This is a genomic window from Actinokineospora sp. NPDC051303 (assembly GCF_055586285.1).
Genome location: NZ_JBVJIN010000030.1, coordinates 17480 through 41441 on the forward strand (window position 1 = coordinate 17480; position 23962 = coordinate 41441).

Sequence of the window (23962 nt, forward strand, 5' to 3'; positions counted from 1 at the left end):
GGTTTCTTTTTCTCCCCCCCCCAGCGATACCCCACACCACCCGAGGGGCCGGCCCCCCCCCCCCCCCCCCCCCCCCCTCTTCCCCCCCCCCCCCCCCCCCCCCCCACCCAGGTGCTTGCGGTGACCCGCACCCAGGACCAGTGGGTTCCGGCGGACGCAGGTCGTCGCCCGCGATCGCCGGTGCGGCACTAATGTCTGGTGCGACAACCGGCAGCCGAGGACCGCTGAGGCCCCCGACGGACGCGGAGCGTGCTCGTGGAGTTCAACGACGACGTAGGCCTGGACGCCTCCCAGGTGCAGGACACCCGCGGCTCCGGCGTCGGCGGGCGGGTCGCGCTCGGCGGCGGTGGGCTGGGCATTGTCGGGCTGATCATCTACTTCGTGCTCTCCCAGCTCGGCGGTGTGCCCGCCGGGGCGCCGCTGAGCACGGACGCGGTCGGGCAGGGGCAGGCGGTCAGCAACACCGACCTGGCCGCCGAGTGCCGCACCGGCAAGGACGCCAACACCAAGTCCGACTGCGCCCTGGTCGCGATCATCAACTCCATCCAGGGGTACTGGGCCGACGAGTTCGCTCGCTCCGGCTCCACCTACCGGCAGGCGCCGACGAACTTCTTCAGCGGCGGGGTGAACACCGCCTGCGGCAGCGCCACCTCCGACGTCGGCCCGTTCTACTGCCCCGGCGACCAGGAGGTCTACGTCGACCTCACCTTCTTCAAGGAACTCCAGACCCGCTTCGGCGCGCAGGGCGGCACGTTCGCCGAGGCTTATGTGCTGGCCCACGAGTACGGCCACCACGTCCAGAACCTGCTGGGCACCTCCGACAAGGTCCGCCCCGGCACCGGCCCGACCTCCGACGGCGTCCGCCTCGAACTCCAGGCCGACTGCTACGCGGGGGTCTGGGCGAACCACGCGACGACCACCCCGGCCCCGGGCAGCAACAAGCCGCTGATCAAGTCGATCACCCAGGACGACGTGAACCGTGCCCTCGACGTCGCCGCCCGCATCGGGGACGACTTCATCCAGAAGAACCTGGGCAGCGGCCAAGTCGATGAGAGCCAGTTCTCGCACGGCACGTCGGCGCAGCGGGAGAAGTGGTTCACCGCGGGCATCAACAGCGGCGACCCCACGGTGTGCGACACGTTCAACACCCGCAACCTCGGCTGAGCGTGCCCATCCCCGTCCCCGCGCCGCTGATCGAGACCCACCGCGACAATCCCGGCTGGATCGCGGGCCTGCCAGGGTTGGCCGCGGGTTTTCTGGACCGCTGGTCGCTGCGGCTCGACGGGGCCGCCCGGCACGGCATGGTGTCGCTGGTGCTGCCGGTGGTCCGCGCGGACGGCACGCGGGCCGCGCTGAAGTTGCAGCCGGTGAACGACGAGAACGCTGGCGAGGCGTCGGGCCTGGCGGCCTGGGACGGCGACGGCGCGGTGCGCCTGCTCGACCACGACCCGGACACCGGGACGCTGCTGCTGGAGCGGCTGGACGCGACCCGGCCGCTGTCCAGCGAGCCCGACGACCTGGCCGCGCTGGTCATCCTCACCGAGTTGCTGGCCCGTCTGGTCGCCAAGCCCGCCCCGCCAAACCTGCGCCGCCTGGGCGACATCGCCGCCGCCATGCTGGACGAGACGCCCCGGGCGGTGCGGGCGCTGGCGGACCCGGCTGAGCGGCGACTGGTGCTGACCTGGGCGTCCGCCGTAGCCGAGCTGGTCGACGAGCCCGGCGACCGGCTGCTGCACTGGGACCTGCACTACGACAACGTCCTCGCCGGGCAGCGGGAGCCGTGGCTGGCCATCGACCCGAAGCCGCTCGCGGGCGACCCCGGCTTCGAGTTGCTGCCCGCGCTGGGCAACCGCTGGGAGGACATGGTCGCGACCGGCGACCTGACCGGCGCGGTGCTGCGCCGCTTCGACCTGATGACCGAAATCCTCGGCCTGGACCGGCAGCGGGCGACCCGGTGGACGCTGGGCCGCGTGCTGCAGAACTCTCTGTGGGACGTCGAGGACGGCACCACGGCGCTTGACCCCGGTCAGGTCGCCATCGCCACCGCCCTGCTGAACCGGCCCCTCACCTGATCGCGCAGGTGAGGGGCCGGGTCCGTCACGCCGCGGCGCGGTCGACGTGGATGCAGCCGACCCCGGCGTTGCCCGCCGAAGCCTTCGCGTCGTCCTGGGCCATCTGGACGCGCATCATGTTCTTCTGCGCGGCCCGGGTCTCCGCGCGGGCGGCGCGCGGCGGGATGCCGTTGACGTCCTCGGTGCTGATCGCGTACGAGGCCGTCACCCAGGCGATGGCGTCGGAGTTGCGGTCGAGAGCGACCCGGTCGAGGTTGCCCAGGTTGTCGCACTTCGCGTGGTAGCACTTGTCGTAGGCGACACCGGCGACACCGCCCCACTTCTCGGTCTGGGCCTGGGTCTTGACGCCCTCGGCCCCGGTGAACAGGCCGCCGGACGGGATGCCCTGGGCGATGAACTCGCCGTAGTCCGAGCGGCCGGTGAAGTCCGAGCCCTCGGTGGGCGCGCCGATGGCGCCGAGGAAGTTCGCGAACGCCGCCTCGATCTGCGCCGAGCCGTACGGGCCGGGGCCAGCGCCCACGGCGTCGGAGTCGTCGCCGTCGTAGACGAAGTACGCCGTGTTGGGTGAGGCGATCATGTCGAAGTTCAGGTAGAGGGCGATGTCGAGCTGCTGCTCGGACGTGAGGCCCTGCACGTACTTCTTCGACCCGACCAGGCCGAGTTCCTCCGCGCTCCACCAGGCGAACCGGACGGCGTTGCTCACCTTCGGCGAGCCGCCCATCTGCACCGCGGTCTCCAGCAGACCGGCGCTGCCCGAGCCGTTGTCGTTGATGCCGGGGCCCGCGGCGACGCTGTCGAGGTGCGCGCCCGCCATGACCACGTTGTCCTTGCGGCCGGTCTTGGTCTGGGCGATGACGTTGTAGCTGACGCGTTCCTCGCTCAGCGCGCGCAACTCCAGCGTCGCGGTGCCGCCCGCCGCGGCCAGGGCCTCGCCGTCGGCCTTGGTGATGCCGCCGGTGGGCAGCTTCGCCACGGCCGGGTCGCTGAGCGTGCCCGCGAGCGCGCCTTCGGTGTTGTTGTAGATGACCGCGCCGACCGCGCCCGCCTCGAACGCGGCCTGCTGCTTGGCGGCGAAGGTGCAGCCGCCGCGCGAGATCAGGGCGATCTTGCCGCCCGCGTCGGAGTAGTCGGCGACCTCGCAGCCGGGGGTGGTGTCCGCGCCAGCCGGGACAACCGCGAGCGGGGCGGTGACGCCGCCGACCGGGGTGGACAGGCTGTAGGTCATGATCGAGATCGGCACCGGCTTGCCGCCCACGCTCAGCTTCTCGGCCAGCGTCTCGGTGTAGGTGAACGGGAACTCGTGCCGGGTGACGTCGAAGCCAGCCGCTTGGAGCTTCGACTCGACGTACTCGGCGGACTGGGCGTGGCCGGGTGTGCCCGCGGCGCGGGTGCCGCCGTTGCGGTCGGCGATGCGCTGGAAGGCGATCAGGTGCCGGTTCACCCCCGCCCCGGTGACCTTCTTGACCAGGTTCCGTGCCAGGGCCGGGCCGTCCGGCACCTCGGTCGACGCGGTCGGCGCGGCCGTGGACGGGATCGTGGTGAACGCCAGCGCGCCAGCGGCCACTAGGACAGCGGCGCCGACACGTAACGTCTGATTGGTGGGCATGCAGGTCCCCTCGCTCACGAATGAGTACCACCGCAACCGGTGACCGCCCCGACGCGGGCCGTGTTCCGGAAACCACACCATTCACTCGAACGTGACGCCTGGTCAAGAGCTGTTCATTCCCAGGCACGCATGGATTGGTTCAGGCGGGCGCGAACGGGCGGGGTGGCGTGGACTGAATGCCGCAGCGGCGCGGGAGATAGCGTTGCGGGCATGCACGCGATCACCGTTCAGGAAGCGGGTGGGCCGGAGGCGCTGCGGTGGGCGGAGGTGGCCGACCCCGAGCCGGGGCCCGGCGAGGTTCTGCTCGACGTCGCCGCGACCGCGGTCAACCGGGCCGACCTGCTCCAGCGCAAGGGCTTCTACCCGCCGCCGAAGGGCACCAGCGACGTCATCGGCCTGGAGTGCTCCGGGACGGTCGCCGCGCTCGGCGACGGCGTCACCGGCTGGCAGGTGGGCGACAAGGTGTGCGCGCTGCTCGCGGGCGGCGGCTACGCGGAGAAGGTCGTCGTCCCCGCCGGTCAGCTCATGCCGGTGCCCGACGGTGTCGACCTGGTGACCGCGGCGGGCCTGCCCGAAGTGGCGTGCACGGTGTGGTCCAACGTGGTGCAGATCGCGCGGCTGGGCGCGGGCGAGACGCTGCTGGTGCACGGCGGCGCGGGCGGCGTCGGCACGCACGCCATCCAGCTCGCCAAGGCGCTGGGCGCGACGGTCGCGGTCACCGCCGGGTCGGCCGAGCGGCTGCGCCAGTGCGCCGACCTGGGCGCGGACATCACCGTGAACTACCGGGAGCAGCGGTTCGAGGACGAGGTCAAAGCCGACGTCATCCTGGACAACATGGGCGCGAAGTACCTGCCGCGCAACGTCGCCGCTCTCAACCGCGGCGGCAGGCTCGTGGTGATCGGCATGCAGGGCGGGGTCACCGGGGAGCTGAACCTGGGCCAGCTGCTGAGCAAGAACGCCAGCGTCACCGCGACCAGCCTGCGCTACCGGCCGCCCGCCGAGAAGGCGCTGATCACCGCCGAGGTCGCTGAGCACGTGTGGCCGCTGGTCACCGCGGGCGCGGTGCGGCCCATCACCCACCAAGTGCTGCCACTGCGCGAGGCCGCCGAGGCGCACCGGCTGCTGGAGGCGGGCGGGGTGTTCGGCAAGCTCGTGCTGGCCGTCAGGTCCTGAGCGCCGCGATCGCCTCGATGAGCTGGTCGACCTCGACCGCGTTGGTGTAGTGGGCGAGGCCGACGCGGACCGCGCCGCCCACCTCGCCCACCCCGAGGGTGGCGAACACGCCGCTGGGCACGTCGTCGGCGAACGCGCAGATGCCCCGCTCGGCCAGCCGGACGACCGCGTCCTGGGCCTTCATGTCGGTCACGGTGAACGCCAGGGCCGGGATGCGCCGCATCGCGTCGCCGATGACCATGACGTGCCGCTGGCCGCGCAGATCGCCGATCAGCCGGGACAGCAGCCCGGCCTGGTAGGACTTCGCCGAGCTCAGCGAGGTGATCAGCCGCTCCCGGCGGGTGCCGGTGGGGGCGTCGTCCAGCATGGCCAGGTAGTCCACCGACGCCACCAGCCCGGCCAGCAGCGGGTACGCGTGCTGGCCGAGTTCGAGGCGCTCTGGGCCGTGCGCGCGCGGGTCCAGCGAGCTGGCGGGCAGCCGGTCGAGCATCGCCGGGTCGGCGAAGGCCAGCGCGGCCACCGCCGGGCCGCCCCACGCGCTGGCCGACACCGTGACCACGTCCGCGCCGATCGCGTGGATGTCCATCGGCACGAACGGCGCCGACGACGACGCGTCGACCACCACGCACGCCCCGTTCGCCTTGGCCACATCGGCGATCTTGTTCAGGTCCGGCCGAGTGCCGACCGCGCCGGACGCCGCGGTCACCGCCACCACCTTCGTGCGGTGCGAGACCAGGTTCTCGTACTGCCAGGCGGGCAGCTCGCAGGTCTCGATGTCGATCTCCGCCCAGCGGACCGTCGCCCCCGCCCGCTGCGCCACCCGCAACCACGGCGCGGTGTTGGCCTGGTGGTCCAGCCGCGACAGCACGATCTCGTCGCCGATCAGCCACCCGTCGCCCAGCGCCTCGGCCAGCCGGGCCAGCAGCACCGCGTTGTTCGGCCCCAGCACGACCCCCGCCGGATCGCACCCCACCAGGTCGGCCACCGCGCGCCGCGCCGCGTCCACGATGGCCTCGGCACGCTGGGAGGCCGGAAACACCCCGCCCGGCCCCGACACCGGCGCCCGCAGCGCGGTGGACACGGCGGTGGCGACCTGCTCGGGCACCTGCATGCCCGCCGGGGAGTCGAGGTGGACCCAGCCGTCACCCAGCGCGGGAAACAGCCCACGGATACGAGCGACGTCGAACGCCATGCGCCACACCGTACGAGAGGCCCCTGATCCGGCGTTTCGTGGGGCGGCGAGGCGACTACCCTCGCAGTGGTGACCTCGGTCGCGTCCCCAGCGGGGACGCCCTTCGACCCGATCCGGATCTGGCCCAGGATGGAGCAGATGACTCACTCAACCAACGGCGCCGAACAGCCCGACGAGGGACACCACGTGATGGTGGTCGGCCCGGACGGCTCGCCACTGGGCACCGCCCGCATCCCCGACAGCGCGGACGGCCCCGGCGGCGAGTCCGTCGGCGACATGGTCGAGCAGCCCGCCAAGGTCATGCGCATCGGCACCATGATCAAGCAGTTGCTGGAGGAAGTGCGCGCCGCTCCACTGGACGAGGCCAGCCGCAACCGGCTGCGGGAGATCCACAAGCGGTCCATCGCGGAGCTTGAGGACGGCCTGGCGCCTGAACTGCGGGAGGAGCTGGAGCGGCTGTCACTGCCGTTCACCGACGAGAACACGCCTTCGGACGCTGAACTGCGGATCGCGCAGGCGCAGCTTGTGGGGTGGCTGGAAGGGCTGTTCCACGGGATTCAGACGGCGCTGTTCGCTCAGCAGATGGCCGCTCGGGTGCAGCTTGAGCAGATGCGTCGGGGGTTGCCGCCTGGGGTTGGCGCTGCTGAGGCAGCGCCGGAAGGGCCGCATATTCGCGGGACTGGGCAGTATCTGTAGGTGGCCTTGGGGCTCTTGGTCGCTTGCTTGGTGGGGTGGCTGGGTTTCGTGGGGTTGCTCGATGGGGTGGAGTGGTTTCTTTGGGGCCCCTACGAAGGAAGATCCCGTCGTGGGTAAGACGGGTGGGGAGCCTTCGGCCCCACGACCACGGCGAGTTTAGGGATCTTCCTTCACCCCCAAAGAAACCACTCCACCCCATCGAGCACCTGGCAGGGGCGGGTGCGGTTGGCAGGAGGGCGGGTTCGCTGCTGCTCGTTCCGCGCTGTCGAGCACCTGGCGGGCGCTGGTTCGGCTTGGTTGGGGGAGGGGCAGGGGGCAGGGCAGGGGTAGGGCAGGGGCAGGGGGCGAAGGCCGCCTTCGAGACGCTGGGTCTCGAAAGCGGCCTTCGCCGGTGTTGTGGGGGTGGGTTACTTGTGGGCGCGGTTTACCGCTGAGACGACTGCGCGCAGGGAGGCGGTGACGATGGAGCTGTCCACGGCCACGCCCCACAGGACCTTGTCGCCTACGGTGCATTCGACGTAGGCCGCTGCTCGGGCGTCGTCGCCTGCGGTGAGGGCGTGTTCGGAGTAGTCGAGGACGCGGACGTCGTAGCCGACTGTGGTCAGGGCGTCGACGAAGGCGGCGATGGGGCCGTTGCCCGCGCCGGTGATTTCGTGGTCTTCGCCTTCCACCTCGACTGTCGCGGCGATCTCGTCTCGGCCGTCGCCGTCGTCGGTGATGCGGTTGCGGCGCAGGCGCAGGGGGGAGATCCGGTCGAGGTACTCGGTGGCGAAGACGTCCCACATTTCCTTGGGGCTGACTTCGCCGCCTTCGCTGTCGGTGACAGCCTGGATGATCTGGGAGAACTCGATCTGCAGCCTGCGGGGCAGGGACAGTTGGTGCTCGGTCTTCATGACGTAGGCGACGCCGCCCTTGCCGGACTGAGAGTTGACCCGGATGACCGCCTCGTAGGAGCGGCCGACGTCCTTGGGGTCGATGGGCAGGTACGGGACCTCCCACGGGTGGTCGTCCACCGGCACGCCAGCGGCTTCCGCGTCGGCGCGCAGCGCGTCGAAGCCCTTGTTGATGGCGTCCTGGTGGCTGCCGGAGAACGCGGTGAACACCAGGTCGCCGCCCCAAGGGTGACGTTCGGCCACCGGGAGCTGGTTGCAGTACTCGACTGTGCGGCGGATCTCATCGATGTCGGAGAAGTCGATCTGCGGGTCGATGCCCTGGCTGAACAGGTTCATGCCGAGGGTGACCAGGTCGACGTTGCCGGTGCGCTCGCCGTTGCCGAACAGACAGCCCTCGATGCGGTCGGCGCCCGCCTGGTAGCCCAGTTCGGCCGCGGCGACGCCGGTGCCTCGGTCGTTGTGCGGGTGCAGGCTCAGGATCAGCGAGTCGCGGTTGTCGAGGTTGCGGTGCATCCACTCGATGGAGTCGGCGTAGACGTTCGGGGTGGCCATCTCGACGGTCGCGGGCAGGTTCACGATCATCGGGCGGTCCGGGGTTGGCTGCCACACGCGGGCCACCGCGTTGCACACCTCGACCGCGTACGACAGCTCCGTGCCGGTGTAGGACTCGGGGGAGTACTCGAAGCGGAAGTCGGTGTCGCCGTACTTCTCGGCGAAGGCCAGCACGGTCTCCGCGCCGTCGGTGGCGATCTTCGTGATGCCGTCGCGGTCCTGGCGGAACACCACCCGCCGCTGCAGGATCGACGTCGAGTTGTACAGGTGCACGATGGCGCTGTGCGCGCCTTCCAGCGCCTCGAAGGTGCGTTCGATCAGCTCGGGCCGGGCCTGGGTGAGCACCTGGATGCGCACGTCCTCGGGGATGGCGCCCTCGGTGACGATCTCGCGGACGAAGTCGAAGTCGGTCTGGCTGGCCGCCGGGAAGCCGACCTCGATCTCCTTGTAGCCCATCCGCACCAGCAGGTCGAACATGCGCCGCTTGCGGACCGGCGACATCGGGTCGATCAGCGCCTGGTTGCCGTCACGCAGGTCGACCGCGCACCACAGCGGGGCCTTGGTGATCCGGGTCGCGGGCCAGGTGCGGTCGGGCAGGTCGATCGGCTCCACCAGCTGATGGAAGGGCTTATACCGGTGGAACGGCATGGAGCTGCCGCGCTGCGGGTTCCAGGCGGGCTGGCCCTCGGGGATGGGCCGCGCGGGCATCCGCAGGCGGCTGGCGGCGGAATAGGAGGCGGGATCGGTGCTCATGTTCAGGGAACTCCTGCTGCTTTTCGGTTGCTGACAGCGACCGGCGGCAACGCCGAACTCCGCGACGGGGAGCCGGTCTGGTCAGGCCCCGTCGCGGCGGAGAAGCAGGAGAGCACGCGCCACCAGCCCAGGGTAACCAGACTCTCCGCGCGCACGTAACCGGGTTGTCCACATGCTGGACGGCGGATCGGCGTTGGGCTGATCGGAGTAGTTAAGGACCCGGAGGTCAGGGGCACTTTCCGAATATGACCACAAGCAGATGGCATGGCACCGGAAACCGAGGGGCCGCGGCGCGGATCGTGACCGGCGTCGGGGCGCTGTTCGCGCTGATCGAGGTCGTCCACATCCTGTTCGTCATCCTCGGCGCCAACGGCGCGAACGCGCTCGTCAGGTTCGTCCGGTCGCTGGCCGAGCCGCTGGCCCTGTTCTTCCCCAACCTGTTCCCCATCGCCAACCACAACCTCAACATCGTGGTGAACTTCGGGCTCGCCGCCGTGTTCTGGCTGGTCGTGACCAGTCTGTTGGCCCGTCTTGTCCGCTGACCGCGTGACCTTGGGGTGATCGGCGTGCCAGACTTCCGGCATGGCTGAGCACGCCGCGCGCACCGACGGGATGTCCAGCCGCCGCGGCGCGGCGGTGCGGTTGGTGGCCGGTGTCGTGCGGTGGGCCGGTCTGCTGATCGCCGCGCTGCTGGTGGCGCACGTCGTGCTGGTGATGGGCGACGCCAACCCGGGCAACCCGATTACGGGGTTCGTGCGGGGGCTGGCTGAGCCGCTGGCGCTGGCCTTCAAGGACCTGTTCACCCCCGACGATGCCAAGCTGCGCGTGCTGGTCGACTACGGCCTGGCCGCGGTGTTCTGGCTGGTCGTGTCGTCGGCGGGCAACCGGCTCATTCGCCGTCTGGGCTGAACGGTGTTCCCCAGTCGCCGGTAAACGCGGTTTCGCGCAGCGGTAGGCGGGTCCTGGGCGCGGTCTCTCGCGCCCTACGGTCCTCCGGTAGCAGGTCCGGTGACCCGAGCACGCCTACCGCGATCGCGGTAAGCGGCACGACCGACGCGGGCAGCCCGAACTCCCCGGCCACGCCCGGCGCGTCGAACCCGGCCATCTGGTGCGCCACCAGGCCCTCGGCGACGGCTTGCAGCACCAGGTTCTCCGTGGCCAGCCCCACCCCGTACTCGGCGTACGGCACGGCGCCCTTGGCGTTCTCGGTCTGCGCGCACGCCACCAGCAGCGCCCCCGCGTTCCCCGCCCACGCCTGGTTGCCCCGGTTGAGCAGCGCCAGAATCCGGTCGAAGGTGGCCGTCCCGCGCGGGCCGACCAGGTACCGGGCGGGCTGGGTGTTGCCGTACGAGGGCGCCCACCTGGCCGCCTCCAGCATCCGCAGCAGCGCGTCGGCGGGCACAACGCCCGCCGGGTCCAGCGCGCGCGGGCTCCACCGGGCTTTGATCAACTCGTGTGGATCAGATCGCATAGCCCCAGGCTGTCACGCCGTACGCGCCGAACCAGGAGCCGGTCAGCGCGATCGCGGCCAGCGTCAGCACCATCGTCGACGTCCGCCGCTTCGCCAGCGCCAGGGCGAGCGGCGCGAGCAGAGTGACCGCGGGCACCATGAGCCGGACCTTGGAGTTCATCATGCCGTTGGAGCACAGGTCCATCACCAGCACGCCGAGGGCGTAGACCAGCAGCGGCCACTCCAGCCGCCGCCGGATGCCGATCACCAGCAGCGCCAGCGCCGCCACGATCAGCCCGACTGTGGCCACCTCCAGCACCGACCGCGCGTCGGCCAGCACCTCGACGCTGAACCGCAGGGTGGCCGCGCCGCCGTCGAAGCCGGAGTCCCAGCCGCGCCGCTGCAGGGCGAACCAGCCGTTCCACTCGCCGGTCTGGGTGCCCACCCAGGCCAGGTACCCGACCAGGCCGAGCGGGGCGAGCAGGCCGCCGACCCACGGCCGCCAGCCGTCCCGCCGCTTGATCACCGCGACCAGCGCGGCCAGCCCGACGGCCAGGATCAGCGCCGCCGCGGTCGGCCGGACCAGGCCAGCGGCCGCCGCGCACAGCCCGGCGCCGATCCAGTTCCGCTCCAGGACGAACACCAGCGCCCACACCGCGAAGGCGCAGAACAGGGCCTCCGAGTACGTCATGGACAGCACGATCGCCATCGGCGACGCGGCGAACAGCGCGACCAGGATCAGGCCGGTCCGCCGCGACCCGCCGCGGATCAGCGTGCCCAGCCGGGTCAGCCCGTAGGCGCACACGACGCCGGACACGATGGTCACCGCCAGCGCCGCGGGCACCAGCGCGAAGCCCAGGTCGTGCAGCCAGCCCACCAGCTTCGGGTAGCCGGGGAAGAACGCCAGCGGGGTCTCGTCGCTGCGCTTGCCGTGCGCGTCGACCAGGTTGTGCGGGACGCCCGCGTAGCCCTTCTCGGCGATGGCCAGGAACCACTCGCCGTCCCAGGAGCGCAGCGTCGGGCCGACTTCGCGGTCGTTCTCCCCGGCCATCCAGCTCAGCACGAGCAGCCCGACCTGGCGGATGCCCAGGAAGACCAGCGCGGGGGTGAACAGCCGCAGCACCCTGGGCGCGGTCCAGCCGCGCGCCCGGCTCGCGGACGCCTCGGGACGCGTCGTCGGGCTCTCCGCCTGTGTCTCCGGCGCCTGCTCGGCTCCGGTGCGCGTCATCTCCGTCGCGGACACCAGGTTCCTTCCCCCGGGGCTGGTTGATCGGCTGGATTGATCGATGCCCCACAGTAGTGGGAGTACCCCCAACGGGGGGCGAAGTGGCAACGGCCACAGAACCCCCGGGGACGGCGGGACGGCGCGGGTACGCTCGGTCCGATGTGCGGCGACGGCCGTCCCGGCCGCCGAGTCGCGCACGGCCTGAGGAGGTTGCACGCAGTGGCGCTCGTCGTCCAGAAGTACGGCGGTTCCTCGCTGGAGAACGCGGACCGGATCAAACGGGTGGCCGAGCGGATCGTGGCCACCCGCAAAGCGGGCAACGACGTGGTCGTGGTCTGCTCCGCGATGGGTGACACCACCGACGAGCTGGTCGACCTCGCGAAACAGGTCAACCCGGTGCCGCCGGAGCGCGAGATGGACATGCTGCTCACCGCCGGTGAGCGCATCTCCAACTCGCTGGTGGCGATCGCGATCAGCGCGCTCGGCGCGGAGGCCCGCTCGTTCTCCGGCTCGCAGGCGGGCGTGATCACCACCTCGCGGCACGGCAAGGCGCGGATCATCGACGTCACCCCCAGCCGGGTCCAGACCGCGCTGGACGAGGGCTACATCGTGCTCGTCGCCGGATTCCAGGGTGTGAGCCAGGACACCAAGGACATCACGACCCTGGGCCGGGGCGGCTCCGACACGACCGCGGTGGCGCTGGCCGCCGCGCTCAACGCCGACGTCTGCGAGATCTACACCGACGTGGACGGCGTCTACTCCGCCGACCCGCGGATCGTGCCCGACGCCAAGCGCCTCGACCAGGTCACCTACGAGGAGATGCTGGAGATGGCCGCGAGCGGGGCCAAGGTGCTCATGCTCCGCTGCGTCGAGTACGCGCGCCGCTATGGCGTGCCCATCCATGTCCGTTCGTCGTACAGCACCAAGGCCGGGACGCTCGTCACCGGAGCAGTGGAGGACTTGACCGTGGAACAGGCGATGATCACCGGTGTCGCGCACGACCGGTCCGAGGCCAAGGTGACCGTGGTGGGGGTGCCCGACCACGCTGGCGTCGCCGCGCGGATCTTCCGCACCGTGGCCGACACCGAGATCGACATCGACATGGTGCTGCAGAACGTGTCCAGCACGGTGTCGGGCAAGACCGACATCACGTTCACCCTGTCCAAGAGCAACGGCCCGGCCGCGGTCGAGGCGCTGGAGAAGATCCGCGAGGAGCTGGGCTTCACCCAGGTCCTCTACGACGACCACGTGGGCAAGGTCTCCCTGGTCGGCGCCGGGATGCGCTCGCACCCGGGGGTCACCGCGACCTTCTGCGAGGCGCTGGCCAAGGCGGGCGTGAACATCGAGATCATCAACACCTCGGAGATCCGGATCTCGGTCCTGATCCGCGACACCCAGCTTGACGAGGCGGTTCGCGCGATCCACGAGGCGTTCGAGCTTGGCGGCGACGAGGCCGCTGTTGTCTATGCGGGAAGTGGGCGGTAATGGCACCTACCCTGGCCCTGGTCGGCGCTACGGGCGCCGTGGGCACGGTGATGATCGACATCCTGAACGGCCGGGAGAACTGGCCGTGGGGCGAGGTGCGGCTGATCGCGTCGCCACGCTCGGCGGGCAAGAAGATCACCGTGCGCGGCGAGGAGCTGACCGTGCTCGCGCTCGCGCCGGAGGTCTTCGACGGCGTGGACGTGGCGATGTTCGACGTGCCCGACGCGGTGTCCGCGCAGTGGGCCCCGATCGCCGCCGAGCGCGGCGCGGTCGCGGTCGACAACTCGGGCGCGTTCCGCATGGACGACGACGTGCCGTTGGTCGTGCCGGAGGTGAACTCCGACAAGATCGGGGATCGTCCCCGAGGCATCATCGCCAACCCCAACTGCACCACCTTGTCGATGATGGCCGCCCTCGGCGCGCTGCACCACGCGTTCGAGCTGCGCGAATTGGTCGTCGCCTCCTACCAGGCCGCCTCCGGCGCTGGCCAGGACGGCATCGACCGCCTCTACGCCGAGTACGCCGCCGTCGCGGGCAAGAACCTGGGCAACCGGGCGGGCGACGTCCGCGAGGCGCTCGCCGCCGCCGGTCTGGCGCAGGAGGACTCGCCGTTCCCCGCGCCGCTGGCGTTCAACGTCGTGCCGTGGGCGGGCTCGCTCAAGGAGGACGGCTGGGCCAGCGAGGAGCTCAAGGTCCGCAACGAGTCCCGCAAGATCCTCGGCATCCCGGACCTGAAGGTCTCCGCGACCTGCGTGCGCGTCCCGGTGGTCACCACGCACTCGCTGGCGGTGCACGCCACCTTCGCCTCCCCGGTCACCGTCGAGGAAGCCCGCAAGATCTTCGGCGCGCAGCCGTCGGTCGTGCTCGTGGACGACCCGGCTAATGGCGAGTTCCCGACCCCGGCCGACGTCGTCGGCGGCGACCCGACCTACGTCGGCCGCGTCCGCCAGGCGCTGGATTTCCCCAACACGCTCGACTTTTTCGTCTGCGGGGACAACTTGCGCAAGGGCGCCGCGCTCAACACATACGAGGTCGCGGAGGCTCTCGCCGCCCGCCTGTAAGCCCGGTGACGGCGCCTTCGTAGCATTCGATGCGTACGGGGGCGCCGTTCGGGGTTTCGGGGGGTCTGGTGGAGCAGAAGGTGGTCGCGGGCCGGTACGCGGTCGTTGGCGAACTCGGCCGCGGCGGCATGGGCGTCGTGTGGCGGGCGCAGGACCAGGTCATCGGGCGGCAGGTCGCGCTCAAGGAGGTCCCGATCCCGCCCGGCATCGGCGGCCGCGAGCGCGAGATCTTCCTCGAACGCGTGCTGCGCGAGGCGCGCACCGCGGGCCGGTTGAACGACCCGGCCGTGGTCACCGTGTTCGACGTGACCGCTGAGCACGGCTCGGCCTACATCGTCATGGAGCTGGTCGAGGCGCCCACCCTGGCCGACCTGCTCGCCCGCGGCCCGCTGCCGGACGCGCGGGTCCGCGAGATCGCCCGGCAGGTGCTCGGCGCGCTGCGGACCGCGCACGCCGCGGGCATCGTGCACCGCGACGTCAAACCCAGCAACATCATGGTGCTGCCCGGCGACCGGGTGAAGCTCGCCGACTTCGGCATCGCCCGCGCCATGGACGACCCGGCGCTGACCACGACCGGCATGATGGGCTCGCCCGGCTACATGGCCCCGGAGCTGTTCTCCGGGTCCTCGCCCGGCCCGGCGTCGGACCTGTGGGCGCTGGGGGCGACGCTGTTCCACGCCGTGGAGGGGCAGGCGCCGTTCACCCGCACCACCACCGCGGCCACCCTGCACGCGATCATGTTCGACAAGCCGCGCCCGGTGCGCGCCCAGGGCGCGCTCGCCTCGGTCGTGCTCGGCCTGCTCAACCACGACCCGGACGCCCGGCTCACCGCGGGCGGTGTCCTGAGCCTGCTCGGCCCGCCCTCGGGCGGCGGCGACCCGGAGACCACCGACGTGCTGTCCGCGATCACCGACGAGACCCACGTCGTGGCCGGGCCGACAGCGGTCGTGGCCGAGCCGCGGCGGATGACTCGGCCCGCCGTCGCCCAAGCCGATGACTGGGACCAGCCGGCACGGGACCAGCAGCCGGGCTGGGACCAGCCGGACTGGGACGAGCCGCCGCGCAAGTCGAAGCGCACGCTGCTGTTCGCGGGCGCCGCAGGCGTCGTCGTCGCGGGTCTCGTCGCGGTGTTCCTGCTGGTCCCGGGGCAGGGCGAGAAGGGAACGGCGGCGCCGCAGCAGGTCGCCAACGAGCAGTCCGCCACGACGGAGACGCGGGACGCGCCGGGCGCGCCCGGGTCCGCCGCCCCGGCTGCTCCCTCGGCCGCGGGGCCGTCGGTGTCGGTCTCGGTGTCCGTGTCGGTGGCCCAGCCCAGCGGCGGCGCCTCGGCCGCGCCCACCTCGGCCGTGTCCAACGGCGCCGCATCGCCCGCGCCCGGCCAGCCGTCGAGCGTCGCGCCGACCTCGTCCACGCCCGCCCGGGTCCCGGTCGCGCTCATCCGGTACAACCACCCGTCCGGCTGGCACTACAGCGGCACGGGCGCGCCGCCCGCCGGGTTCAGCCGCGAGGCCGTGCTCGGGTCGCTGGTGAAGGACGCGGAGCCAGGCACCCGCAAGCTTTTCGCCTGCCAGGTCAGCAACAGCGAGGACCGGTTCACCTCGACCGACCAGACCGGCGGCTGCGAGGGCCAGAAGACGCTGGGGTTCCTCGGCTACATCCTCACCAAGCAGGCCCCGGGCACCATCGCGTTGCAGCGGTGCAACCAGGGCGGCAGCCACTTCGACTCGCGCGACCCGAACTGCGAGGGCAAGACCACCGAGTTCACAATGGGCTACCTGCTGAAATAGGCGTCCGCTCGACCCGGCCCGCGCCGAGCGCCCACGCGGCCCCGGCGACGAGCACGCCGCCGACCCCGGCCACCGCGAACCCCCACGCCGCCGACGAGTGGTCGACCACGAACCCCACTAACGGCGACCCGGTAGCCGCGCCAAGAGTGAACGCCGAACTTTGCAAACCGGTCGCCTCACCGCGCATAGAGGGCGGCGCCAACCGGCTTATCTCTTCGCCGGTAGCCGCGACTGTCGGCGCGCACATAGCGCTGCTCGGGATCAGGGCGAGCGCGAGCATCCACCACTGCCCGGCGAACAGCCCGACCGGGATGACCAGCACCCCGAGCAGGGCCATCAGCGTCACCTGCGGCAGCGAGCGCCGCACCGCCCCGTGCACCAGGCCGCCCGCGGCCGACGCCACGCAGATGGCCGCGACCACCGCGCCGGTCCAGTCGAGCTGACCGGCCGCGCGCAGCGCCGCGACCATCGTGACGTCGGTGCCCGCCAGCACGAACACCGCGCCCGCGCCGACCGCGTACACCCCGACCATGCGCGCGGTCAGCCACTCGCGGCGCGGGATGCGCTCGCTGCCGTGCGCTTCCTCGTGGTGGGCCCGAACCCGCGGATTCACCACGAACAGGGCCACCCCCACCAGGATCACCGTGACACCAACCCCGGTGGCCGCCGCGCCCGTGGAGACCTGCGTGGCCAGCAGCACCGCCACCGCGGGCCCGACCATGTAGGTCAACTCCACCGACACCGAGTCCATCGAGTACGCCGTGCGCCGCAGCGCCTCCGGCACCAGCGCGGCGATGGCCTGCCTGCCGATGGACATCGCGGGCAGCACGAGAAACCCGCCCGCGAACGCGCAGGCGAGCAGCACCGGGTAGGACATGTGCCGCGCGGTGAGCCAGAACGCGGCCTCGCCCGCGGTGGTGACCACCAGCATCGGCCGCAGGCCGTAGCGGTCGACCACCCGGCCCATGACCGGCGCGCCGAGCGCGATGCCGACCGTGGCGACCCCGCCGACGAGCCCGGCCGCCCCGTAGCCCCGTTTCATCCCGACCGCGACGTGCAGGGTCAGCACCATGCTCGCGGCGGAGGTCGGGAGCCGGGCGAAGAGCATCAGGATCATCAGCGTCCGCATCCCGGGCAGGCTGAGCATCCGCCGATAGCGCCGCATGACCTGATGCCACCGTGTCGGGCAGGCGCCGTCAACCGAATAACCCCGACCGGGTGGGGGCCGGTCTTGATCGACTCCAGGAACGACGGCGGCCGCCCGTTGCGCGAAACGGATAACAAATACCGTCTTCGCCCGCCCGAGAATTGTCGTTGGCTTTCAAAGGTGACAAAGCGAAAAGTTGGCGTTGACAACCGCTTGTCCGCGCCGCCAATATTTTCCGGAATCGGAAAATCGGAGGGGCAGGCATGCCTGTTTTCACGCGTCGCAAACTCGCCACCACCGCCACCGCCGTGATGCTCGCCGCCGGTGCGCTGGTCGCGTTCCAACCGGGCGCCTCCGCGCGGCCGGGCGCCCCGCTGGGCGTGAATTGGTGGACGGGCGCCTACCCGGGCGCGGAATGGCAGCGCGCCGACGCCGCCGCCGAGGGCTTCGACCCGGCCAAACTCGCCGAAATCGCCGCCGCGGCCCAAGCCGACGGCTCGAACTGCATGGTCGTCATCCGCCACGGCCGCCTCGTCGGCGAGTGGTACTGGAACGGCGCCACCGCCGACTCGGCGCAAGAGGTCTTCTCGGTCACCAAGTCGGTCACCAGCACCCTGGTCGGCATCGCCCAGTCCCGCTGGAAGCTGAATGTCGACGACAAGGCCGCCAAGTACATCCCGGCCTGGGCGGGCACCCCGGCATCCCAGGTCACGGTGAAGAACCTGCTCAGCAACAACTCCGGCAGGCACTGGGACATGTCCACCGACTACGGCGCCCTCCCCACCGCCAACGACCGCACCGCCCTGGGCGTCTCCCTCCCGCAGGACCACCGCCCCGGCGACGTCTGGACCTACAACAACGCCGCCATCCAGACCCTGGACGACGTGCTGAGCAAGTCCACCGGCGCCGAACCGGCCGAGTACGCCGAAAAGAACCTGTTCGCCCCCATCGGAATGCGCGACACCCGCATGACGAAGGACCCGGCGGGCAACACCAACATGTTCTTCGGAATGCAGTCCACCTGCGAGGACCTGGCCCGCTTCGGCCACCTGTTCCTCAAGGGCGGCCGCTGGAACCTCCGGCAGATCGTGCCCAGCCGCTGGGTGCACGAGGCCACCGGCAAACCATCCCAGCCCATCACGTCGGCTTACGGCTACCTGTGGTGGCTCAACCGCCTCGGCGCCGTCGCCGACCCACTGGTCCCCATGACCCCCGAAGACAGCGCCAACGCCCCCCGCGAGCACATGGTGCCGAACGCCCCAGCGGACATGTACTGGGCCCTCGGCCTCGGCGGCCAAACCGTCCAGGTCGACCCAGGCTCCGACACCGTCGTCGTCCGCCTAGGCCCCATGAGCCTGAGCGACAACAACTGGCCCGAGACGAGCGCCCGGGTGGTCACTGAGGCACTGGTTCGCCGCTGACCTCATTGGTCGACGTGGTCTCTCGGAAGCCCGACGAAGGAAGATCGCTGTGGTGGAATCCCTTCGGCCACCCCCGCGAGCCCAGCCCGGCGATCTTCCTTCGCCCCGAAGAACCACTCCACCCCACGGCAGGTTCGGGTGCTTGGTGGCGTTCAGGTGAGCGCCCACCCACCGACCGCCTCCGCGGCAGGCTTGGTTGGCAAGAAGATGGCTAGCTGCCCGCCAGGCGCCCAGCAGGGCGATCGCTTGTCCCGACCTCGGGCTCAGTCAGGGCACAAGAACCTCGACCGCCCACGTCCACAACGGCCCAATTTCGGCCTTTTCACCGCCCCACAGCCCCCACAACAAAACCCCACCCACCCTGGGGGCTGACCCCGCTCCAGTCTATCGCCGCAGGTCAGCGCAGGGAAGAGGGTGCGCCGCGCCTGTGGATAACTCGCGATCATTGTGGATAACTTGCGATCACGGAGTGCTCGGGGCTCGATGAAGGCCGCGTGCCTTGGCGGTGGCGAAGCAGGCCCGCTCAGGACGTGCGGACGGGGACGCTCATCGCCAGGCCGGTGCGCAGCGCGCCCGCCGCTTCCGCGGTGGCTTCGCGGAAGCGGGTGCCGACGCCGATGAAGTTGGCGTAGCCGTGGATCAGGTCGGGGTGCCTGCTCAGGGCCACGGGGACCCCGGCGGCGGCGAGTTTGTGGGCGAACTCCTCGCCTTCGTCGCGCAGGGGGTCGAAGCCCGCGGTGGCGATGTAGGCGGGAGGCATGCCGGTCAGGTCGTCGGCGCGGAGCACGGAGAACAGCGGGTCCGCGCGCCGTTCGGTGTCGGGGCAGTAGTGGTCGGTGCACCAGTCGATGTCGGCGCTGGTGAGGAAGAACCCGTCGGCGAACAGGTCACGGGAGCGGCGGCGGGCGGTGGCGTCGGTGCCGGGGTAGAACAGGAGTTGGAACGCCGGGCGTGGGCCGCCAGCGCGGACCGCCTGGTACGCGGTGACGGCGGCCAGGTTGCCGCCCGCGGAGTCGCCGCCGACCGCGATCAGGTCGGGGTTCACGCCGAGTTCCGCCGCGTGCGCGACGGCGTAGCGGAACGCGGAGTAGGCGTCCTCGGCGGCGGCGGGGAAAGGGTGTTCGGGGGCTAGGCGGTAGTCGACGGAGAGCACCTTCACCTTGGCGTGCTTCGCCAGGAAACGGCAGGTGTTGTCGTGGCTGTCGAGGGTGCCCAGCACCCACCCGCCGCCGTGGTAGAACACCAGCAGCGGGGCGTCCTCGCCCACGTCGGCGGGGGTGTAGAGCCGGGCTGGGATGTCGTCGTCGAGGGTGAGTCCGCGCACGGTCACCGGCTCGATCGGGACGCCGCTGACCAGGTGCCGCGACCGGTCCAACATGGCGCGCGACCGTTCGGGGGTGCCGTCCACAAGCGAGTAACCGGCCATCTTGTCCAAGGTGAGGAGCAGCTGCGCGTCGAGGGCGAGTTCCTGCCCGTCGATGCGGGTTGGCTGGCCCGCGATGAGCCTGCGCAGCGGCTGCGGCAGCGCGAACGCCGCGCGCATGAAGGCGGCCTGGGCCTGGATCGGGACCCGTTCCATCAACTTCGACACGCCGCCTCCTCGGTAGCTCTGCGGGGATGTTACCTGCTGGTAGCGATTTCGGTAACCCGTCTCACAGGTGTGGGACCTCCAGCGCGGTAGAGGTCGTACGGTGCGGGGAACCGATGGAAGGATGGCCAGGTGACGGTCACCGTGGTGGGAATCGGCGGGTCGCTTCGCGCGGACTCGCAGTCGGAGCGCGCCCTGCGCATCGCCTTGGCGGGAGCCGCCGCGGCGGGCGCCAAGACGACGGCGTTGTCCGGCGCGGACCTCGTGCTGCCGTTCTACGACCCGGCGGTCCCGGACCGCTCACCCGAGGCCCGCCGCCTGGTCGAGGAACTCCGCGCCGCCGACGGCGTCATCCTGGTCTCGCCCGGCTACCACGGCACGGTCTCCGGCCTGGTCAAGAACGCCCTCGACTACGTGGAAGACCTCCGCGGCGACACCCGCCCCTACCTCGACGGCCGCGCCGTCGGCTGCGTCGCCACCGCGGCGGGCTGGCAGGCCTCGGTCACCACCCTCACCGCCCTCCGCTCGGTCGTCCACGCCCTGCGCGGCTGGCCCACCCCCCTCGGCGCCGCCGTCAACTCGGCGGAAGCCACCTTCGACACCACCGGCGACTCCTCCGACCCCGTCGTCGCCACGACGCTGCGCACCATCGGCGCCCAGGTGGTCGAGTTCGCCCTGAACCGCTCTTGATCCCGGTTCGTTCCACCCCGGCGCGCAGCCATGATCGCAAGTTATCCACAGGCGCGCCGCACCCTCTTCCCTGCGCTGACCTGCGCCGATAGGATGGAGCAGGGCCCGGCCCCCAGGGCGGGTGGGGCATTTCGGGTGGGCTTCGACGGGTGCCGAAAGCGTTTGCGGCGTTGGCGTTGTGGGGCGGTCTTTCGGGTAGGGGGAGGCCACTTCCGTGGGGAAGTGGCCTCCGTTCGCTTACCGCAGTTTGAGTGCCCGTAGCGCGAAGTAGACCTCGATCAGCGACTGCTTGATCGTCTCCGCGACCACCAGCGACCCATGTCCCGCGTCATACCGGTACATCTCGTACGGGATGTAGCGTTCGGCGAGGCGGTCGAGGTAGTTGTCGATCTGGCGGATGGGGCAGCGGGGGTCGTTCTCGCCCGCGAGGACCAGCACGGGGGCGCGCACCTCGTCCACGTAGGTGATCGGGGAGCACTCGACGTACCGGTCGCCGACTTCGGCGGGGGAGCCGCCGAACAGGGCGCGGTCGAACGCGCGCAGCGGCTCCATCTCGTCTTCGTACGCGGCCAGGTAGTCGGCCACCGGGACGCCCGCGACGCCCGCCGCCCACAGGTCGGGTTGGGTGCCCAGGGCGAGCAGGCTCAGGTAGCCGCCCCAGGACGCGCCGTTGACCACGCAGCGCTGCGGGTCGGCCAGGCCGGACTCGACCGCCCAGGTGTGCACCGCGCGGACGTCGGCGAGTTCGGTCAGGCCCGGCCGTCCCTCGATGGCGTCGCGCCAGGCGGAGCCGTAGCCGGTGGAGCCGCGGTAGTTCACGTGGACCACGGCGAACCCGGCGTCGAGCCACAGCGCCCGGTACGCGGAGAACCGGTCTTCGTCGGCGGCGTGCGGGCCGCCGTGCAGGCTGAACACGGTCGGTAGCGGGCCGTCCGGGGCATCGATCGGTCGGGCGACGAGCGCGTGCACCCGGCCGTGTTCGGTCTCGATGAACGCGTCGGCCAGCGGCGCGGAGCCGGGCGCGCGCTCTCCGGGCGGGGTCAGCAGGACCCGTTCGGTGCCGTCGTCGTAGAGGGCGCGCACCACGGCTGGCTCGGCCGCGCTTGACCAGGAGTACTCGACCGTGCCGTCAGGGCGGGCGTGCGCGGAGCCGATGGTGCCAGCCGGGGTGTCCAAAGTGGTCAGTTCGCCGGTGGCGATGTCGTAGCGGTGCAGGGTGTTGCGCGCTTCGTGGGTGTGCGCGACCAGCAGAGCGCGCCCATCGGTGTACCAGTTCGCGCTCACCTCGCCGGGCAGGTCCAGGGTGATCTCCTGCTCGGTGTCGGCGGCGACGTCCCAGATCAGCAGCTCCTCGCGGCCTCGGCGCTCGTGCAGCACCAGCAGCCGCGCGTCGCCCGCGACCGGGCTGAACTCGATCGCGTCGAGCCCCTTGCCCGGCCCGTCCCACTTCTCGGCGACGGTCGACCCGTCGGCGACCGACAGCACGCGCAGCGCGGGGTGCCGGTTGTCGCCGTGCTCGGAGTGCGCGATGGCCAGCAGCCGCTCGTCGCGCGAGAGCGCGGACACGCCGCCGTCGTGCTCGTTCTGGTAGATCACCTCGGCGTCGGCTGAGCCGCGGGCGAGGAAGATCGTGGTGCCGTCGTCGTCGGCGACGCCCACCGCGCGCACGGTGTCGCCGATTTCCAGCCCCGCTGGGTAGCCGCTCTTGGTGCCGGGCACCGCGGGGCTCGCGGCGGCGCCTGCGGGCAGCCCGGCGAACGGTTCCCGCACCCACGAGCCGAACTCGTCACCGTCGGTGTCGGCGAACCACCAGATGTGCTCTCCATCGGGGGACACGGTCGCGTGGAGGGTGCCGTTGGGGCGGTCGGTGACCTGCCGGTGGGTGTCGGTGGCCCGGTCCCAGGCGTAGACCTCCCACACCCCGCTGGCGTTGGAGACGTAGACGTTGCGGTCGGGCGCCTCCAGCGCCCAGCTCGGCAGCGACACCCGGGCGGCGTGGAAACGCGCCCGCCACCGTGTCTCGGCCTCGTCGTCGGCGAACAGGCGGTCGGGTACCTCGGCGACAGGATGATTCGTCACACCGTCGATCCTGCCAGGCCGATAGACTGGCGTCGCCCGCTGATCGAGCGGGCGGACCCGACCTGGGGGCGGTGTCTCGATGTGGGATGACTTTCCGGGGCCGAGAACCAACGCGCCAGGCCAGTTCGCCCCGCCGCAGCGGTTCCTGGCGCCCCTCGCGGAGCCGCCGCGCAAGTCCACCCGGTTGTGGGTCGGGTTGTCGGCGCTGCTCGTGACCTTGCTCGCGGCGATCACCTGGCTGGTCGTGGCCACCGCGACCAGCCCGAGCGGCGCCCCGGCCGCCGAGGTCGACCAGGGCACCGCGGTCGTCACCGCCCGCGACGGCCGCAGCAGGCTCACCCTGCCCGCGCAGTGGAAGGAGCTGCCCGAGGAGTACCGCAACGAAGCCGCGGTGCTGACCTACGGGCAGATCTACCAGGAGCGCTACGTCATGGTGATCACCGACGACAAGGCGGGCTTCGCGGACTTCGCTGATTTCGAGGAGACCGCCCTCGACTCGATGACGTCCCTGCCCGACCAAGCCACGGTCGACCAGGGCGAGGAGCTCACCGTCGGCGGCCACCCCGCGGTCCGCTACGAGGTCAAGACCAAGATCGCCGGTGTCGACGCCCTGTTCTGGCACACCCTGGTCGACGGCGAGAACGCCTACCACCAGGTGGTCAGCTGGACGCTCGCCGACCGCCGGGAGTCGGCCGAGCCCGCGCTGCGCCAGATCGTGTCGACGTTCGAGGAGATTCCCGGGTGACGAACCCCTGACGCGAGCCACCGGAAGCCCTTACGGTGGTGGGGTGACATGGAAACTGGGAGTGGACGCTGGCCGCTGCATGGCCTCCGGCGTCTGCGTGGCCACCGCGCCAGACCACTTCGAGCTGAACGGCACCGCCGCCACGGCCCGCGCCACCGAGATCGACCCGGACGAGAACGTGCTCGACGCGGCCGAGTCCTGCCCCGCCCTGGCCATCTCGGTGACCGAAGACGGCCGTGACCTCCTGGAGTGATCGCGGCGCGCTGACCACCGACGCACCCGGCTCGCGTGCCACCGGAAAGCACGCGAGCCGGTCTCCCTGACCTGCGCGAACACCCGTTCAGTCG

21 protein-coding genes are annotated in these 23962 nt (G+C 71.3%); 13 read left to right on the plus strand and 8 right to left on the minus strand.

The window, feature by feature from the left end:
• Window positions 1-255 precede the first annotated feature (255 nt).
• Both ypfJ and ACZ6SD_RS22025 read left to right on the plus strand, forming a co-directional pair.
• Window positions 256-1164: a KPN_02809 family neutral zinc metallopeptidase gene (ypfJ, locus tag ACZ6SD_RS22020; RefSeq protein ID WP_465318845.1), complete on the plus strand. Its 909-nt coding sequence runs from the start codon at window positions 256-258 to the stop codon at window positions 1162-1164.
• Window positions 1161-2072, plus strand: coding sequence for an aminoglycoside phosphotransferase family protein (locus tag ACZ6SD_RS22025; protein WP_465318894.1), 912 nt, complete (start codon window positions 1161-1163; stop codon window positions 2070-2072). The genes ypfJ and ACZ6SD_RS22025 overlap by 4 nt, the downstream gene beginning before the upstream one ends.
• A gap of 25 nt (window positions 2073-2097) precedes the next feature.
• Here the strand turns inward: ACZ6SD_RS22025 and ACZ6SD_RS22030 are convergent, their stop codons facing one another.
• The gene (locus ACZ6SD_RS22030; RefSeq protein ID WP_465318846.1) at window positions 2098-3678 is read right to left on the minus strand and encodes a M28 family metallopeptidase; all 1581 of its coding nucleotides are present in this window, start codon (window positions 3676-3678) and stop codon (window positions 2098-2100) included.
• 210 nt (window positions 3679-3888) lie between these two features.
• Here ACZ6SD_RS22030 and ACZ6SD_RS22035 point away from each other — a divergent pair, with 210 nt between their 5' ends.
• Window positions 3889-4851, plus strand: a complete 963-nt coding sequence (locus ACZ6SD_RS22035) for an NAD(P)H-quinone oxidoreductase (RefSeq protein ID WP_465318847.1) — start codon at window positions 3889-3891, stop codon at window positions 4849-4851.
• Here ACZ6SD_RS22035 and ACZ6SD_RS22040 read toward each other — a convergent pair.
• Window positions 4841-6043: a cysteine desulfurase-like protein gene (locus ACZ6SD_RS22040; RefSeq protein WP_465318848.1), complete on the minus strand. Its 1203-nt coding sequence runs from the start codon at window positions 6041-6043 to the stop codon at window positions 4841-4843. The genes ACZ6SD_RS22035 and ACZ6SD_RS22040 overlap by 11 nt on opposite strands.
• Window positions 6044-6181: 138 nt before the next feature.
• Between ACZ6SD_RS22040 and ACZ6SD_RS22045 the strand changes: the two genes are divergently transcribed.
• On the plus strand, window positions 6182-6739 hold the full coding sequence (locus ACZ6SD_RS22045) for a bacterial proteasome activator family protein (protein ID WP_091450047.1): 558 nt from the start codon (window positions 6182-6184) through the stop codon (window positions 6737-6739).
• 407 nt (window positions 6740-7146) lie between these two features.
• Here ACZ6SD_RS22045 and leuA read toward each other — a convergent pair whose 3' ends face one another.
• A complete protein-coding gene (leuA, locus tag ACZ6SD_RS22050) occupies window positions 7147-8937 on the minus strand; it encodes a 2-isopropylmalate synthase (RefSeq protein ID WP_465318849.1) in 1791 nt (596 codons plus the stop codon).
• Window positions 8938-9182: 245 nt separating this feature from the next.
• Between leuA and ACZ6SD_RS22055 the strand changes: the two genes are divergently transcribed.
• Both ACZ6SD_RS22055 and ACZ6SD_RS22060 read left to right on the plus strand, forming a co-directional pair.
• Window positions 9183-9479: a hypothetical protein gene (locus ACZ6SD_RS22055; protein ID WP_465318850.1), complete on the plus strand. Its 297-nt coding sequence runs from the start codon at window positions 9183-9185 to the stop codon at window positions 9477-9479.
• A gap of 40 nt (window positions 9480-9519) precedes the next feature.
• Window positions 9520-9846 carry a hypothetical protein gene (locus tag ACZ6SD_RS22060; protein WP_465318851.1) on the plus strand — a complete coding sequence of 109 codons (327 nt, stop codon included), beginning with the start codon at window positions 9520-9522 and terminating at the stop codon, window positions 9844-9846.
• Here ACZ6SD_RS22060 and ACZ6SD_RS22065 read toward each other — a convergent pair.
• A complete protein-coding gene (locus ACZ6SD_RS22065; protein ID WP_465318852.1) occupies window positions 9827-10408 on the minus strand; it encodes a nitroreductase family protein in 582 nt (193 codons plus the stop codon). The two genes, ACZ6SD_RS22060 and ACZ6SD_RS22065, sit on opposite strands and share 20 nt — an antisense overlap.
• Entirely contained in the window at window positions 10398-11630 is a 1233-nt protein-coding gene (locus tag ACZ6SD_RS22070; protein ID WP_465318853.1) for a hypothetical protein, read from the minus strand. The genes ACZ6SD_RS22065 and ACZ6SD_RS22070 overlap by 11 nt, the downstream gene beginning before the upstream one ends.
• Window positions 11631-11831: 201 nt before the next feature.
• On the opposite strand from ACZ6SD_RS22070, the gene ACZ6SD_RS22075 reads away from it, so the two are divergent.
• The 3 genes from ACZ6SD_RS22075 to ACZ6SD_RS22085 are packed head-to-tail and all read left to right on the plus strand — an operon-like array spanning window position 11832 to window position 15945.
• Window positions 11832-13097, plus strand: coding sequence for an aspartate kinase (locus ACZ6SD_RS22075; RefSeq protein WP_465318854.1), 1266 nt, complete (start codon window positions 11832-11834; stop codon window positions 13095-13097).
• Window positions 13097-14158, plus strand: a complete 1062-nt coding sequence (locus ACZ6SD_RS22080) for an aspartate-semialdehyde dehydrogenase (protein WP_465318855.1) — start codon at window positions 13097-13099, stop codon at window positions 14156-14158. The genes ACZ6SD_RS22075 and ACZ6SD_RS22080 overlap by 1 nt, the downstream gene beginning before the upstream one ends.
• 29 nt (window positions 14159-14187) lie before the next feature.
• On the plus strand, window positions 14188-15945 hold the full coding sequence (locus ACZ6SD_RS22085; RefSeq protein WP_465318856.1) for a serine/threonine-protein kinase: 1758 nt from the start codon (window positions 14188-14190) through the stop codon (window positions 15943-15945).
• Here ACZ6SD_RS22085 and ACZ6SD_RS22090 read toward each other — a convergent pair.
• Window positions 15920-17110 (minus strand): MFS transporter, encoded by a 1191-nt coding sequence (locus ACZ6SD_RS22090; protein ID WP_465318857.1) that lies wholly within the window; start codon window positions 17108-17110, stop codon window positions 15920-15922. The two genes, ACZ6SD_RS22085 and ACZ6SD_RS22090, sit on opposite strands and share 26 nt — an antisense overlap.
• Before the next feature lie 245 nt (window positions 17111-17355).
• On the opposite strand from ACZ6SD_RS22090, the gene ACZ6SD_RS22095 reads away from it, so the two are divergent.
• Complete coding sequence (locus ACZ6SD_RS22095) at window positions 17356-18513, plus strand: serine hydrolase domain-containing protein (RefSeq protein ID WP_465318858.1); 1158 nt, start codon at window positions 17356-17358, stop codon at window positions 18511-18513.
• Window positions 18514-19036: 523 nt separating this feature from the next.
• Here ACZ6SD_RS22095 and ACZ6SD_RS22100 read toward each other — a convergent pair.
• Window positions 19037-20092: an alpha/beta hydrolase gene (locus tag ACZ6SD_RS22100; RefSeq protein ID WP_465318895.1), complete on the minus strand. Its 1056-nt coding sequence runs from the start codon at window positions 20090-20092 to the stop codon at window positions 19037-19039.
• 141 nt (window positions 20093-20233) lie between these two features.
• On the opposite strand from ACZ6SD_RS22100, the gene ACZ6SD_RS22105 reads away from it, so the two are divergent.
• Window positions 20234-20791 carry an NADPH-dependent FMN reductase gene (locus ACZ6SD_RS22105; protein ID WP_465318859.1) on the plus strand — a complete coding sequence of 186 codons (558 nt, stop codon included), beginning with the start codon at window positions 20234-20236 and terminating at the stop codon, window positions 20789-20791.
• A 237-nt stretch (window positions 20792-21028) separates the two neighbouring features.
• Here the strand turns inward: ACZ6SD_RS22105 and ACZ6SD_RS22110 are convergent, their stop codons facing one another.
• Window positions 21029-22870 (minus strand): S9 family peptidase, encoded by a 1842-nt coding sequence (locus tag ACZ6SD_RS22110; RefSeq protein ID WP_465318860.1) that lies wholly within the window; start codon window positions 22868-22870, stop codon window positions 21029-21031.
• Between the two features lie 79 nt (window positions 22871-22949).
• Here ACZ6SD_RS22110 and ACZ6SD_RS22115 point away from each other — a divergent pair, with 79 nt between their 5' ends.
• Window positions 22950-23615 carry a hypothetical protein gene (locus ACZ6SD_RS22115; RefSeq protein ID WP_465318861.1) on the plus strand — a complete coding sequence of 222 codons (666 nt, stop codon included), beginning with the start codon at window positions 22950-22952 and terminating at the stop codon, window positions 23613-23615.
• 43 nt (window positions 23616-23658) lie between these two features.
• Window positions 23659-23868, plus strand: coding sequence for a ferredoxin (locus ACZ6SD_RS22120; RefSeq protein ID WP_465318862.1), 210 nt, complete (start codon window positions 23659-23661; stop codon window positions 23866-23868).
• Window positions 23869-23962: the final 94 nt, after the last annotated feature.

Coding starts and splice junctions, on each gene's coding strand:
- ACZ6SD_RS22090 (WP_465318857.1), bottom strand. CDS start 17,110: ATGCGGCGCTATCGGCGGATGCTCAGCCTGCCCGGGATGCGGACGCTG.
- ACZ6SD_RS22045 (WP_091450047.1), top strand. CDS start 6,182: ATGACTCACTCAACCAACGGCGCCGAACAGCCCGACGAGGGACACCAC.
- ACZ6SD_RS22030 (WP_465318846.1), bottom strand. CDS start 3,678: ATGCCCACCAATCAGACGTTACGTGTCGGCGCCGCTGTCCTAGTGGCC.
- ACZ6SD_RS22065 (WP_465318852.1), bottom strand. CDS start 10,408: ATGCGATCTGATCCACACGAGTTGATCAAAGCCCGGTGGAGCCCGCGC.
- ACZ6SD_RS22080 (WP_465318855.1), top strand. CDS start 13,097: ATGGCACCTACCCTGGCCCTGGTCGGCGCTACGGGCGCCGTGGGCACG.
- ACZ6SD_RS22060 (WP_465318851.1), top strand. CDS start 9,520: ATGGCTGAGCACGCCGCGCGCACCGACGGGATGTCCAGCCGCCGCGGC.
- ACZ6SD_RS22040 (WP_465318848.1), bottom strand. CDS start 6,043: ATGGCGTTCGACGTCGCTCGTATCCGTGGGCTGTTTCCCGCGCTGGGT.
- ACZ6SD_RS22115 (WP_465318861.1), top strand. CDS start 22,950: ATGTGGGATGACTTTCCGGGGCCGAGAACCAACGCGCCAGGCCAGTTC.
- ACZ6SD_RS22095 (WP_465318858.1), top strand. CDS start 17,356: ATGCCTGTTTTCACGCGTCGCAAACTCGCCACCACCGCCACCGCCGTG.
- ACZ6SD_RS22055 (WP_465318850.1), top strand. CDS start 9,183: ATGACCACAAGCAGATGGCATGGCACCGGAAACCGAGGGGCCGCGGCG.
- leuA (WP_465318849.1), bottom strand. CDS start 8,937: ATGAGCACCGATCCCGCCTCCTATTCCGCCGCCAGCCGCCTGCGGATG.
- ACZ6SD_RS22085 (WP_465318856.1), top strand. CDS start 14,188: ATGCGTACGGGGGCGCCGTTCGGGGTTTCGGGGGGTCTGGTGGAGCAG.
- ACZ6SD_RS22100 (WP_465318895.1), bottom strand. CDS start 20,092: ATGGAACGGGTCCCGATCCAGGCCCAGGCCGCCTTCATGCGCGCGGCG.
- ACZ6SD_RS22035 (WP_465318847.1), top strand. CDS start 3,889: ATGCACGCGATCACCGTTCAGGAAGCGGGTGGGCCGGAGGCGCTGCGG.